Below are 11,908 nucleotides of genomic sequence, written 5' to 3'. Positions count from 1 at the left end.
CGACTGAGCCCTCCCAGGTTCCTGGGCGACCCGTGCGTGCATGCCCTGCTCTCAGACCCCGGCGGAGTCTCGGCATCAGGCCAGTACAATGCCGAGACTGTTGCCTTCCGGTGATTGGAATGCGTCGGCTCCGCTGGCATCAGTTTCGGGGCTCTATCACACAGCCTACACGCCCCCTGTGTTCGCTTCGCAGCCGGGATCACTCCCGAACCACGCCACACTCGGTTCCGGTGGATGGCCAATCCTTACCGGCTCGGGACTTTCACCCGGTGGGCCGCAACAAGGAGTTTCCGATTCGCTTATCCGTCCGCTATCTTCCTCTCCTTCCAGGCTTTGCCTGGCGCAACCAACCGATGACCAAGGCCCCTTTTCGGTCCAGGTTCCCCGAGGATGAATTGAGTAGCGGCGACGAATTTAGCAGCGACGATGAGGGGAATCGCGCATGAGCGTCACTGTTACCACCGTCGGGCTCGTGATCCTGCTCGCGACCGCCGTCATTCCAGCGGGCGTGCACCTTGGTTTTCGCGCGCCGCGTCGCCGGGAAACCGGCTCGCCGGGGGATGCCGGTCTCGCTTTCGAGGTGGTCCGCATCCCCACGGTCCGCGAGCGACACCTGTTCGGCTGGCTGCTGCCGGCGCCGGGCGCCACCTGCACCCTCGTCGTGCTGCACGGCTGGGGCGGCAATGCCGAGTTGATGTTGCCCCTTGCCGTTCCACTGCAGGCGGCGGGCTTCAATCTGCTGCTCTTCGATGCGCGCAATCACGGTCGGAGCGATGCGGATGGCTTCTCATCCCTGCCGCGCTTCGCCGAGGATCTTGGCATGGCCATCGTCTGGCTCAAGCGCCATCATCCAGGCAGGGCGGCTCGGGTCGCCGTGCTCGGGCATTCGGTGGGGGCGGGCGCGGCCCTGTTCGAGGCCGCGCGGAACCCGGACATCATGGCGGTCATCAGTCTGGCCGCCTTCGCGGATCCGGCCCAGGTGACCGCGGAGGCACTGCGCCAGCTGCACCTGCCGCGCCCCATCGCGCGGGTGGCGAGCCGCTATGTGGAATGGGTGATCGGACACCGCTTCCAGACCATCGCGCCGCTGAACAGTGTGCGCCGGATCGCCTGCCCCATCCTGTTGGTGCATGGTCAAGAGGATCAGACCGTGCCGGTCGCCGATGCCCGTCGCATCCTGGCCAACTGCCGTACCCCGGATGCCCGCCTGCTGGAGATCGAGGGCGCGGGACATGACTCGGTGGATGAGATCGAGCGGCATGTCGGCGCCTTGGTGGAATTCCTCGGTGAGCATTGCGGGGCGCGCTCGGGCGGGGTTTCGAACCAACACGCCAAGTGCGCTTGAACCCGCTCTGAACGCGGGTCAGTGGGGCGGGATGAGACGCGCCGGCCGCGCTCCTTGCGCGTCCGGCGAACCCATCAGGGGCACTGTACGCCCGGCTGCAAGCCAAGCTCGAGGATTTCCATGCGGTAGTTGCCGCAGGGATTGTCCGCCGTCGGCCCCTGCGTCAGGAGCACCAGACCGGTCTCGACCCCGCGCTCGCGCAGCCATTGACGGGCGAAGCTCGACCAGTCGGGACGATCCGAATCGACCTGAACCGCGTGAATCCCATAGGAGAACTGCAGCGACTGGCAGGTCGCGTCGTTCGGACTGAAGGCGATGATCCACACCGGTGGGCGGAAGCGGGCGACGTTGCGTGGGGTGCTGCCGGACTGGGTCGGCACCACGACGACCTTGGGTTCGCTGTCGTTGATGGTGTGATAGACGCTGGCCGCGATGAGATCGACGGCGCGCGTGCTCGCGCTGCCATTGAAGCCACCCATGGTGCGGACGAAGGGCTGCTTGCTGCGCTCCGGCTCGACCTGGGCGGCGATGCCGGCGAGCATGGCGACCGCCTCCACCGGATGGCGTCCCATGGCGGACTCCGCCGAGAGCATCACGCAGTCGGTCCCGCCGAGGATGGCGTTGGCGACGTCCGTGGCCTCCGCGCGTGTCGGGCGGCGATAGATCACCATGGATTCGAGCATCTGGGTCGCGGTGATCACCGGCTTGCCATGGTGATTGGCCAGCTCCGTGATCTGCTTCTGCACGACGGCAATGCGCTCGATGGGGATTTCCACGCCCAAGTCGCCGCGCGCGACCATGATGCCGTCGGCGGCCATCAGGATGCGCTCGAGGTTGTCGAGCGCGTCCGCCCGCTCGATCTTGGCGATGATGAAGGGCGCGTAGCCCATGTCGGCGGCGGCCTGACGCACCGCGAGGATGTCCTCCTCGGCGGCGACGAAGGACTGGCTGACGGCGTCGAGCCGATGCTTCGCGGCGAAGCCGAGCCACTCGCGGTCGTTGTCCGTAAAGGCACTGATGCCCAGATCGATGCCCGGCAGATTGAGCCCCTTGCGCGAGGACAGCTCGCCGCCGACACGGACGCTGCAGCGGATATCGGTGCCCTCGACCTCCACGACCTTGAGCAGGATGAAGCCGTCGTTGAGATAGAGCCGGTCACCGGGTCGCACGGCTTCTGGCAGGTTCGGGAAACTGATACCGACCCTGTCTTTGTCCCCAAGGATATCCTCGGTGGTCAGGGTCAGCGTATCGTCGCGTTGCAGCTCGATGGGCTCGCTCTTGAGATCGCCGATGCGCATCTTAGGGCCAGGAAGGTCGCCCATGATGGCGACGCGCCGCCCCGTCTCCTTGGCGGCCTTGCGGATCCGCCCGATGATCTCGGCGTGGTACTCCGGATCGCCGTGCGAGAAGTTCAAACGCGCCACGTTCAGGCCGGCCAGGATCAGCCGGACCAGCATTTCCGGTGAATCCGATGCCGGACCGATGGTGGCCACGATCTTCGTCTTGTGGTCAGGTAACTGCATGATGACTTCTTCCAAAGGGTACATTTATCGAAAAAACTGCAATCGGTGAATGCGGGAGCCAGGTCCTGACGCGTGAGTGTCGTGCGTGACGACGCAGTCAGCTCAACCCCGTCGGGTCTCGCGTCGCCACGCCTGGATGGCGGCGGCGTCGATCGCCTGGTCTTTGGCATAGAGTCGATCGAGCTCGGCCCGACGCTCGGGTGGCGCCCCGCGCAGCAGGCCAGCGAGGGTGAGCACCGGACCCTGGGTCAGCGTGCGGCCGCCGAGGATCTCCGCGAGATAGGCCGTGCGGTCGCCGGTGTCCAAGCGGGCTTCGACGCGACAGTCCAACCAGGCGGCGGCCTCTGGGTAGAGGGGGTTGCCGTCCGGCGTCTCGCCCAGATCCAGCCCGGCGAGCTTGTCCGTGACATGTCCGGTCGCGACACCGAAGCGCCAGACCGCGTCGAGGTGGGCGGAGGGTAGCAGATGCAGCGCGAAACGGCCGGACGATTCGATCAGCTCCCAGGTGTGATGGTGCTTGGCAATGGCGACCAGCATGCGCGGCAGTTCGGCAACGATGGAGACGCGGGTCGCGGAGTTCGCGATCAGCCCACCGCGCCGCTCGCCGGCGCGGGAGGTTACCAACCAGAGTGGCGGGTCGTACAGGTGAAAGACGGATTCGATGGCCGCCGCGGTTTGCGGCGTCAGGTTGGGATGATCCCGCATCGGAAAGGCGCTCTTCGTAAGTCCGCGGATCAGCTCGGCGTCAGACCCCATCAGTGGCGCCAGTCTACCAGTTCGCCGTGCAAAGGCGCGCGCTTTCCATCAGTGCGCTGAACGGTTCGGCGAGCCGAACCTCCCGCCCCTGCTCAGACCTTGCGCATCCGCTGGCCAAGGATGTTGATCGCCAGCACCACCAGGAAGGCGAAGAGCACCATGCCGCCCGCGAGCCAGTGGGCTTGGGTCCACTCCAAGGACTCGACGTGGTCGTAGATGGCGATCGACAGCACCTTGGTCTCGCCGGGGATGTTGCCGCCGATCATGAGGATGACGCCGAACTCGCCGACCGTGTGGGCGAAGGCGAGGATGGCGCCCGAGAGCAGGCCGGGCAGTGCGAGCGGCAGGGCGACGTTGAAGAAGCGTTCCCGAGGCGAGGCGCGCAGTGTCGCGGCGACCTCCAGGGGGCGGCTGCCGATGGCCTCGAAGGCGTTATAGGCTGGCTGGACCAGAAAGGGCATGGAATAGATGACCGATCCGACCACGAGCCCGCCGAAGGTGAAGGGCAGGGTGCCCAGTCCGATCGCCGTGGTCATCTGGCCGATTGGACCCGCCGGGCCGAGCAGCAGCAGCAGGTAGAAGCCCAGCACCGTCGGCGGCAGCACCAGGGGCAGGGCGACCAGGGTCGCCACGACCTGCTTCATGCGCGAGCGCGTCTGCGACAGCCACCAGGCGATCGGCGTGCCGACGACCAGCAGCACGGCGGTGGTGAGGGTGGCGAGCTTGAGGGTGAGCCAGACGGGCTCGAGGTCGAGCGTCACGTGAGCAGGTTTCCGGTCGAGTGATCTGAATCGGATGGGGCGGGCGACGCGCAACCCGGCGATGCGTCTCAAGGAATGCGTCGCGCGGATGGGGCATGGTCGGAGCGGCCAGAGACGGCTGGGTCAACCCGAGACGCCTTGCCCGGCCGCTCGCCCCATCCGTCACGCATCATTCAGGGCATGAGCGCGTCATTCTACCCCATACCCGTAGGTCTCGATGACGGCCTTGGCGGCATCGCCCTTCAGATAGTCCATCAATGCCTTGGCGGCTGGGTTGTCGTTACCCTTCGCGAGCAGCACGGCGTCCTGGCGGATCGGGCGATAGAATTCCTGGGGGACTTCCCAGCTGGAGCCCGTGGTGTTCAGCGCGATCTGGGCCTTGGCGACGAAACCGAGTTCGGCGTTCTTGGTTGCGACGAACTGGTAGGTCTGCGCGATGTTGTCGCCTGTCACCAGCTTGGGCGTGAGCATTTCGCCGATCGCCAAGGACTGGATGACCTCCATGGCCGCCTCCCCGTAGGGTGCCGTCTTGGGGTTGGCGATCGCCAGCTTGTTGAAGGTGTTGCGCGTGAGAACCTTGGCGCCGTCCTTGATCATTTCCGGATCCGCGCTCCAGAGCACCAGCCTGCCAACCGCATAGGTGAAGGGGTCGCTGGCCTTGCCGGCATCGACCAGGCGCTTGGGGTGTTTCTGATCGGCGGCGAGTAAGACCTCGAAGGGGGCGCCGTTCTCGATCTGGGTATAGAGCTTGCCGGTCGAGCCATAGCTGACCTGCAGGGTGTGGCCGGTCGCCTTCTCGAAGTCCCGCGCGATGTCTTTCATGGCCGCCGTGAAGTTGGCGGCGACGGCGACCTTGACCTCGTCGGCCAGGGCGCTTGCGCTCGCGCCCGCGAGGATGAGCGCGGCGAGGGTGGTCTTTAGGGCTTTCATCATGGTTCTCCTGTTGATCGGTTCGGGGACGCTGAGTGTCCCGGCGTCATATTGAAAACGATATAACGCTGGGTACGTACGTCCGGCTTGGCCGGCACGCTGGCCGGCCTGCCGGTTGGCTCAATCGCTGACGGCGAGGATGATGTGCGGGGCTTTGATCAGGGCGCAGGCGCGTTCGCCGACCTTGAGATCGAGTTCCCTGGCGCTCTCGTTGGTGATGATGGCGGCGATGCGCGCACCGCCATCGAGCGCGAGGATCACCTCGGAGTTGATGGCCCCTTCGGTGATGTGATCGATGGTGCCGCAGAGCCGGTTGCGGGCGGAGGTCTTGAGTCCTCCGTCCTCCGTGCAGAGGATCACGAACGATGCCTTGATGAGTGCGAATGCCTCCGCGCCTTGCTTGAGGCCGAGCGTGTTGACGCTTTCCTCCGTGATGATGGCGACCAATGGGGTTCCGCTGATGTCCAGTGTGACCTCGGCGTTGACGGCGCCGGGTTTGATGCTGGTGACAATACCGCGCAGATGATTTCTCGCGCTGACCTTCATGTTCAAGATTCCCAAGAGTGTGTGAAAGTGATCGAAGTCCTTGATGCTTTTGCCGAGCCGCTCGAGAAAGCGAAGATGCTCCTGCTCCGCGGCTTCATACACGGCGATCAGCCGCGTCCCCTCGTCAGTCAGTTCCGTCCCCCCACCATGCCGCCCCCCAGTCCGCCGCCGGACCAACGGTTGTGCCGACAGATTGTTCATGGCATCGACCGCATCCCACGCCTGCTTGTAGGACATGCGAATCGACTTCGCCGCCTGTGAGATCGAGCCTGTCTCGCCGATCCGGCGGAGCAGGTCGATGCGCCCGTGCCCGGCGAAGCGGCTCTGGTTCATCTCCAGCTGCAGTTTGGCGCTGGTATCCAGGTCTTGATCGATGCGATGCGGCATGTCTGGCTCGTCGACTGGTTGGCGGACGTGCGTTATATCACAAGTGAAATAGCGAATTTTGGGCCAAGTGTGGATGTGTGAGTCTGGCGGAAGCTGTTGGATGTGGCGCGCCTTGGGGCTGGAGCTGGTGGGACGCTGGATCAGGGGCGTGCCAGGATCGGTGCGACGGGCGTCGGCGATGGGCCTTGCGATTCGCTGGCCTTGTCATCTTTCCGACAGGATGTCGGGTTGCGAGGCAGATCGTACAACCAGAAACCGATACAACCGGAAACCCGCGCAACCGGAAACCTGTCTCGTCAGCCCAGAATCTTCTCGTAGGCCAGTCGCAGCAAGCCGAGCTCCACCGGGGGTAGGCCGCGCGCCTGGGTCAGGTCGATGAAGGCGCCGCCCTGGGCCGCGGCCTCCTCGAATGGCGGGTCGATGGTGGTGAAGCGGGCGAGGAAGACCTCGGTTGCCCCCGCGGGTGAACTGACCCTGCAGCGATAGCCTTTTTCTGCCTCCAGACTGCCGCTGGGCAGACCAAGGCGCGTTTCGGCGTCGCGCAGCAGGCATGCCGGGTGCGCGACCAGCTTGCTGTCGTCGATGCTGCGTTCCGCCAGCTCGGCCTCGCTCGGCAGCGCCGCGAAGCCGCAGACGCCGCCATAGCCCAACTTCAGGAAGCGGGTGCGGGCGCTGGTGGATTGCTTGTGATACATGATGAGGCGTGGATCGGTCATCGCGGAACCTCGCGGTTGTTGGATTGCTCGATGCATCCCAAACGCCAAGCAATAGGCACGCCATGGTTGTTTCTGACATCCAAGGCGCGGCCGTGGACCGGGGCGGCCCGCATCCGTTAACATGCGGCGGGTACTGAGCGCGGCTCTGGGGATACGCGAAGCCGCGATCTTTTTCGGGCTGCTTGCGCTCTCGGCTGAACGCCCAACTCCGCGCGGCGCAGCGTGCTCCCAGAGCCCCAGCGGCCAATCTCCTTAGCGTCGAACCCCTACGAGACTGGAATCATGCGGCTCGTCATCATCGTGATTGCCGTTGCCTGGGGCGCCAGCGCCGTCTGGGCCTTTGCTTGGAGTGCGAGCAAGTCTCGGGACGCCAAGACGACGGCGGCCTACATCCTTCTCTGGCCCGTGGCGGCGGTGGTGCTGTTGCTCAATGAGCCCATTCCTTTATGGCTGTCGGTTCCCGTGATCTTCGGCTTCTTGCCGTGGCTCCTGGCTGGGCCGCATCTGAGTGCGATCCTCAAGGATCCGACTGCCTCCAAGCCTGACGAGATCATCGGAATTCCGCGGGGCTACTGGAAATGGGGCGGAATCGGTGCGGTGCTGCTTGGTGTGCTTTTCGATGGCTACGCATGATGCTTGGCGAAACCGAGGTCCCGTCCGCTGATCGTTCAACGACTGAATTCAATGACTGACACGCCTTCGATCGACGACCTGCTCGGCATCATGGCGCGCCTGCGCGACCCGGACGGCGGCTGCCCCTGGGATCTCAAGCAGACCTTCCGCAGCATCCTGCCCTACACGCTCGAAGAGGCCTACGAGGTCGCCGAGGCCATCGAGCAGGACGACATGCCTGGGTTGCGCGACGAGTTGGGTGATCTGCTGTTGCAGGTTGTCTTTCACGCGCGCATGGCCGAGGAGCAGGGGATCTTCGATTTCTCCGCGGTCGTGAGGTCCATCTGCGACAAGATGATGCGCCGCCATCCGCATGTCTTCGGGGACACGGAGCTCGGGGATGCGGATGCCGTCCACGCCCGTTGGGAGCGGATCAAGGCCGCCGAGCGTGCCGAGAAGGGCGATCAGGCCCCCAAGGGCGTGCTCTCTGGTGTCGCCCAGGCGCTCCCGGCCCTGGTGCGGGCCGAGAAGCTGCAGCGTCGCGCGGCGCGCGTCGCCTTCGATTGGGATGAGATCGCGGGCGTGTTCGAGAAGGTCCGTGAAGAGCTGGAGGAGTGCCGCGAGACGCTGGCAGACCATGCCGATCCGACCGAGCGGGTCCATGAGGTCGGCGACCTGCTGTTCTCCTGTGTCAATCTGGCGCGCCATATGGGTGTGGACGCGGAGCAGGCGCTGCGGGCGGCGAATCATCGGTTCGAGCGGCGCTTCGGTCAGGTGGAAACCGCCCTCAGAGCGCAGGGTCGGGAGCCAGGGCCTGATCAGCGCGAGGAGATGGAGATCCAGTGGGGTCTGGCCAAGGACAGGGAGAAGTAGATGCGGCTGTCTTCTCGCACGCTGTCCTCTCGTAAAATGTTCTCTCGTAAAATGTCCTCTCGTACCATGCGCGTCCACGCTGACGATCGATCCGCACGCAATCCATGAGCTTTCTGGATAAGATTCGCGCCTGCAACGCCTGGCACCCGGACGCCTTCGTGCCCTTTCTGCTCGCTGGCGAGCGCATCGGCAGCCTGCGCCGAGCGGCGGCGGATCACCTGCGTCGCTGGCCCGAGCATTTTGCGGTCGAGCCAGGGCGCGTCGAATGGGTGAATGCACCCGCCGACTTCGACGCGCGCAGCGCGGTCCTGGCCGAGCTGATCGATCGTCTGGAGCAAGAGGGGCTTCTGAGCCACCTGCATGGCGAACTCTATCCCGTCACCGCGGGCAATCGGGAGCAGGCGCGCTGTCTGATCGACCGCGCTTGTGCGCCCTTCTTCGGGATGCGCGCCTTCGGCCAGCATCTGAATGGCTTCGTGCGGACCGCGCATGGCATCGAGATGTGGATCGGCCGGCGCTCGGCGGATCGGCGTCTCTATCCGAGACGCTTGGATCACCTGGTCGCCGGCGGACTGCCCCACGGCTTGAGCTTGGTCGAGAATCTGCGCAAGGAGTGCCATGAAGAGGCCGGCATGCCGCGCGCGCTGGCCGACCGCGCCCTGCCTGTCGGCGCGGTGACCTACTGTCGGGATTCCGATCGCGGACTCAAGCCGGACGTCATGTACTGCTACGACCTGGAGCTGCCCGAGGATTTCCAGCCCCAGTGCACGGACGGCGAGGTCGAGGCCTTCTATCGCATGCCGGTGGAAGAGGTCCGCGATCTCGTGCGCGACAGCGACGAATTCAAGCTGAACTGCAACCTCGTCATCATCGATTTCCTCATCAGGCATGGCCTGATCCCGCAGACGGATCCCGACTACCTGGAGCTGATCCAGGGACTGCGTTCACCGCTGCCCTGAAACCAGGCAAAGACCGTCTATTTACCAGTCATCATCCACTGCCAGAATAGAGCTTCAGCAGATCGCATCGGCGGAAAAGGCACCATGAGCCCAACTCGACACTCCATAGAACGGCGTAGGACAGTTCCCGTGGCCATCGGCCAGGTCACTGTTGGCGGACAAGCACCCATCGTCGTCCAATCCATGACCAACACCGACACCGCTGACGTGGCAGCCACGGTCCAGCAGATCGCCGAGCTGGCGCTGGCTGGTTCCGAGCTGGTGCGCATCACGGTCAATCACGAGTCTGCCGCCCAGGCGGTCCCGGCCATCCGCGAGGCGCTCGACGCCCAGGGTTGCAAGGTGCCCCTGGTGGGCGACTTCCATTTCAACGGCCACCGCTTGTTGACCGACTACCCGGAGTGCGCGGAGGCGCTTGCCAAGTACCGCATCAACCCCGGCAACGTGGGTAAGGGCGAGAAGAAGGACAGCCAGTTCGCGACCATGATCGAGCTGGCGTGCCGTTACGATCGGCCGGTGCGCATCGGCGTCAACTGGGGCAGCCTGGACCAAGAGGTCGTGGCCCGGATGATGGACGAGAACGCGCGTTCCTCTCAGCCCAAGGATGCCGATCAGATCATGCGCGAGGCCATGGTGGAGTCCGCCATCTCGAGCGCGGATCGCGCCGTCCAGCTGGGTCTGCCGAAGGACCACATCATCCTGTCCTGCAAGACGAGCGGGGTGCAGGACCTCATCGGCGTCTACCGCCTGCTTGCCGAGCGTGGCGACTACGCGCTGCACCTTGGCCTGACCGAGGCGGGCATGGGTTCCAAGGGCATTGTCGCCTCCACGGCGGCCCTGGCCGTTTTGTTGCAAGAGGGGATCGGCGACACCATTCGCGTCTCCCTCACTCCAGCCCCTGGCGAGGCGCGCACGCGCGAGGTCGTCGTGGCGCAGGAGATCCTGCAGTCGATGGGTTTTCGTTCCTTCGCGCCCATGGTCACTGCTTGCCCGGGTTGCGGGCGCACGACCAGCGACACCTTCCAGCACCTGGCACAGAACATCCAGAGCTATCTGCGCGAGCAGATGCCTGCCTGGCGCACCCAGTATCCGGGCGTCGAGACCATGCAGGTCGCCGTCATGGGCTGCGTGGTCAATGGGCCGGGGGAAAGCAAGCACGCGAACATCGGCATCAGTCTGCCTGGCAGCGGCGAGCGGCCGTCGGCGCCGGTCTATGTGGATGGCGAAAAGGTCGCGACGCTCAAGGGCGAGGGGATTGCCGAGCAGTTCAAGCGCATGGTCGACGAGTACATCGACACCCGTTATGGCGATCGCGGCAATGCTGGGCGCTGAGGCGATTTCCGTCGGTTTTCTGGTCACGAAGCTCCAGCTTCGTGACCTCAGCGATGAAGTTCTGCTTCACGACGTCGGCGGCTTCAGACCCTTGACCGGGTCCATCCGGGCGCTGATCCTCGAGTTCGCGAAGCGGAGCTTCGTCTCGCGGGTGACGAAGCTGGAGCTTCGTCACCAGGGTCGAATCAGGACGCAGAAGATGGACGGTTCCTGAGATCACCTGATCCAAGGCGATGTCTGTCGGTTGGACCAACCCGAGCAGGCCCCAGGGCTTGGCTGAGCCTTGGACGCTGCCTCCCGGCCCGGTCCATGAGGATCTTGTTTCCCGGAACACACCTGATTCCTTCATGCCTTGAAAGGGCATCAATCATAAACGAGGAGATGACGATGGGAATGCGATGGTTGATTGGCTTGGCGGCACTCTCCCTCACCGCGCCAGTGCTGGCGGAGGATCCCATGGTGATCCCGCTCAAGCGATTGTCGCTGGATTCGGCGGTCAAGGTTGCACAGGGCGCGATCGAGGCCTGTCGGGAGAAAGGGATTCAGATTGCGGTGACGGTGGTTGACCGCGAGGGCACGGTGCAAGTCGCCTTGCGCGATACCATTGCGGCGCCCATCACCCTGGAGATCAGCCGCATGAAGGCCTACACGGCCGTGAACTTCAACGCCGCGACCTCGGCGATGGGTGCCCGAGCCGATACCCCGGTCGGTCGCGTCGATGGCTTGGTGATGTCGGCTGGCGGCGTGCCTGTCTTGGTTGGTGGCTCCGCGCTCGTGGCGGGTGTTGGCGTGAGCGGTGCGCCGTCGGGCGAGACCGACGAGGCGTGCGCCCTGGCCGGAATCGCCGTGATCCAGGACGACTTGGACATGGCGCTGTAGACACCTTGAGTGCTCTGCGCCATCACTGAATCGCACCGAGGTTATTTGGCTGGAGATTCCCATGCGCATGCTCGACGCCGAACCCGCCATCATCCAGGACTTGAAGGACGAGAGCGATCTCATCGGTGAAAAGACCCTTTCCGATGTGAGGGTCTTCACCGCTCGACATCCGACCTTGGGCAAGCTCGTGCTCGTGATGACCTCGGATGGCAGCGGGGTCGTCGTCGAAATCGACGAATAGGCTCCGCTCGCCGCAGGTGCAATCGCCGGCGGCTGGGGTGCTTCCCTC

At 64.7% G+C, this 11,908-nt stretch carries 14 protein-coding genes; 8 read left to right on the top strand and 6 right to left on the bottom strand.

The features are described from left to right. Nucleotides 1–442 precede the first annotated feature (442 nt). Nucleotides 443–1,345 carry an alpha/beta hydrolase gene (locus CKO23_RS14545; RefSeq protein WP_200332421.1) on the top strand — a complete coding sequence of 301 codons (903 nt, stop codon included), beginning with the start codon at nt 443–445 and terminating at the stop codon, nt 1,343–1,345. Between the two features lie 74 nt (nt 1,346–1,419). On the opposite strand, the gene pyk is transcribed toward CKO23_RS14545, so the two are convergent. The 6 genes from pyk to CKO23_RS14515 form a co-directional block, all read right to left on the bottom strand. Continuing rightward, complete coding sequence (gene pyk, locus CKO23_RS14540; RefSeq protein ID WP_200332419.1) at nt 1,420–2,868, bottom strand: pyruvate kinase; 1,449 nt, start codon at nt 2,866–2,868, stop codon at nt 1,420–1,422. A 102-nt stretch (nt 2,869–2,970) separates the two neighbouring features. After that, on the bottom strand, nt 2,971–3,624 hold the full coding sequence (locus CKO23_RS14535) for a flavin reductase family protein (RefSeq protein WP_242482447.1): 654 nt from the start codon (nt 3,622–3,624) through the stop codon (nt 2,971–2,973). A gap of 92 nt (nt 3,625–3,716) precedes the next feature. Further along, nucleotides 3,717–4,385 (bottom strand): molybdate ABC transporter permease subunit, encoded by a 669-nt coding sequence (gene modB, locus CKO23_RS14530; RefSeq protein ID WP_200332417.1) that lies wholly within the window; start codon nt 4,383–4,385, stop codon nt 3,717–3,719. A gap of 189 nt (nt 4,386–4,574) precedes the next feature. After that, a complete protein-coding gene (gene modA / locus CKO23_RS14525) occupies nt 4,575–5,318 on the bottom strand; it encodes a molybdate ABC transporter substrate-binding protein (RefSeq protein ID WP_346014613.1) in 744 nt (247 codons plus the stop codon). A gap of 117 nt (nt 5,319–5,435) precedes the next feature. Continuing rightward, nucleotides 5,436–6,248, bottom strand: coding sequence for a TOBE domain-containing protein (locus CKO23_RS14520; RefSeq protein WP_200332408.1), 813 nt, complete (start codon nt 6,246–6,248; stop codon nt 5,436–5,438). A 296-nt stretch (nt 6,249–6,544) separates the two neighbouring features. After that, nucleotides 6,545–6,964 carry a hypothetical protein gene (locus tag CKO23_RS14515; protein ID WP_200332406.1) on the bottom strand — a complete coding sequence of 140 codons (420 nt, stop codon included), beginning with the start codon at nt 6,962–6,964 and terminating at the stop codon, nt 6,545–6,547. A 282-nt stretch (nt 6,965–7,246) separates the two neighbouring features. On the opposite strand from CKO23_RS14515, the gene CKO23_RS14510 reads away from it, so the two are divergent. The 7 genes from CKO23_RS14510 (at nt 7,247) to CKO23_RS14480 (ending at nt 11,860) form a co-directional block, all read left to right on the top strand. Next, nucleotides 7,247–7,597, top strand: a complete 351-nt coding sequence (locus CKO23_RS14510) for a hypothetical protein (RefSeq protein WP_200332404.1) — start codon at nt 7,247–7,249, stop codon at nt 7,595–7,597. Between the two features lie 51 nt (nt 7,598–7,648). After that, nucleotides 7,649–8,449 carry a nucleoside triphosphate pyrophosphohydrolase gene (gene mazG, locus CKO23_RS14505; RefSeq protein WP_200332402.1) on the top strand — a complete coding sequence of 267 codons (801 nt, stop codon included), beginning with the start codon at nt 7,649–7,651 and terminating at the stop codon, nt 8,447–8,449. 104 nt (nt 8,450–8,553) lie between these two features. Next, the gene (locus CKO23_RS14500) at nt 8,554–9,408 is read left to right on the top strand and encodes a DUF4743 domain-containing protein (protein ID WP_200332400.1); all 855 of its coding nucleotides are present in this window, start codon (nt 8,554–8,556) and stop codon (nt 9,406–9,408) included. Nucleotides 9,409–9,492: 84 nt separating this feature from the next. Further along, nucleotides 9,493–10,740, top strand: coding sequence for a flavodoxin-dependent (E)-4-hydroxy-3-methylbut-2-enyl-diphosphate synthase (gene ispG / locus CKO23_RS14495; protein WP_200332398.1), 1,248 nt, complete (start codon nt 9,493–9,495; stop codon nt 10,738–10,740). After that, entirely contained in the window at nt 10,712–10,954 is a 243-nt protein-coding gene (locus tag CKO23_RS14490; RefSeq protein ID WP_200332396.1) for a hypothetical protein, read from the top strand. Before ispG ends, CKO23_RS14490 begins: the two co-directional genes overlap by 29 nt. Before the next feature lie 179 nt (nt 10,955–11,133). Beyond that, on the top strand, nt 11,134–11,619 hold the full coding sequence (locus tag CKO23_RS14485) for a GlcG/HbpS family heme-binding protein (protein ID WP_200332394.1): 486 nt from the start codon (nt 11,134–11,136) through the stop codon (nt 11,617–11,619). 61 nt (nt 11,620–11,680) lie between these two features. Then, a complete protein-coding gene (locus CKO23_RS14480) occupies nt 11,681–11,860 on the top strand; it encodes a hypothetical protein (RefSeq protein ID WP_200332392.1) in 180 nt (59 codons plus the stop codon). The last annotated feature ends 48 nt before the right edge of the window (nt 11,861–11,908 follow it).

It is taken from the genome of Thiocystis violacea, from assembly GCF_016583565.1.
Classification (GTDB): Bacteria; Pseudomonadota; Gammaproteobacteria; order Chromatiales; family Chromatiaceae; genus Thiorhodococcus; species Thiorhodococcus violaceus_A.
Note: the sequence above shows the minus strand (reverse complement) of the source record. Positions and strands in the feature narration are given on the sequence as shown.

Excerpts from the sequence above, each read along its gene's own strand:
- CKO23_RS14545 (WP_200332421.1), top strand. The coding sequence starts at position 443 with ATGAGCGTCACTGTTACCACCGTCGGGCTCGTGATCCTGCTCGCGACC.
- pyk (WP_200332419.1), bottom strand. The coding sequence starts at position 2,868 with ATGCAGTTACCTGACCACAAGACGAAGATCGTGGCCACCATCGGTCCG.
- CKO23_RS14535 (WP_242482447.1), bottom strand. The coding sequence starts at position 3,624 with ATGGGGTCTGACGCCGAGCTGATCCGCGGACTTACGAAGAGCGCCTTT.
- modA (WP_346014613.1), bottom strand. The coding sequence starts at position 5,318 with ATGATGAAAGCCCTAAAGACCACCCTCGCCGCGCTCATCCTCGCGGGC.
- CKO23_RS14520 (WP_200332408.1), bottom strand. The coding sequence starts at position 6,248 with ATGCCGCATCGCATCGATCAAGACCTGGATACCAGCGCCAAACTGCAG.
- CKO23_RS14515 (WP_200332406.1), bottom strand. The coding sequence starts at position 6,964 with ATGACCGATCCACGCCTCATCATGTATCACAAGCAATCCACCAGCGCC.
- CKO23_RS14510 (WP_200332404.1), top strand. The coding sequence starts at position 7,247 with ATGCGGCTCGTCATCATCGTGATTGCCGTTGCCTGGGGCGCCAGCGCC.
- mazG (WP_200332402.1), top strand. The coding sequence starts at position 7,649 with ATGACTGACACGCCTTCGATCGACGACCTGCTCGGCATCATGGCGCGC.
- CKO23_RS14500 (WP_200332400.1), top strand. The coding sequence starts at position 8,554 with ATGAGCTTTCTGGATAAGATTCGCGCCTGCAACGCCTGGCACCCGGAC.
- ispG (WP_200332398.1), top strand. The coding sequence starts at position 9,493 with ATGAGCCCAACTCGACACTCCATAGAACGGCGTAGGACAGTTCCCGTG.
- CKO23_RS14490 (WP_200332396.1), top strand. The coding sequence starts at position 10,712 with ATGGCGATCGCGGCAATGCTGGGCGCTGAGGCGATTTCCGTCGGTTTT.
- CKO23_RS14485 (WP_200332394.1), top strand. The coding sequence starts at position 11,134 with ATGCGATGGTTGATTGGCTTGGCGGCACTCTCCCTCACCGCGCCAGTG.
- CKO23_RS14480 (WP_200332392.1), top strand. The coding sequence starts at position 11,681 with ATGCGCATGCTCGACGCCGAACCCGCCATCATCCAGGACTTGAAGGAC.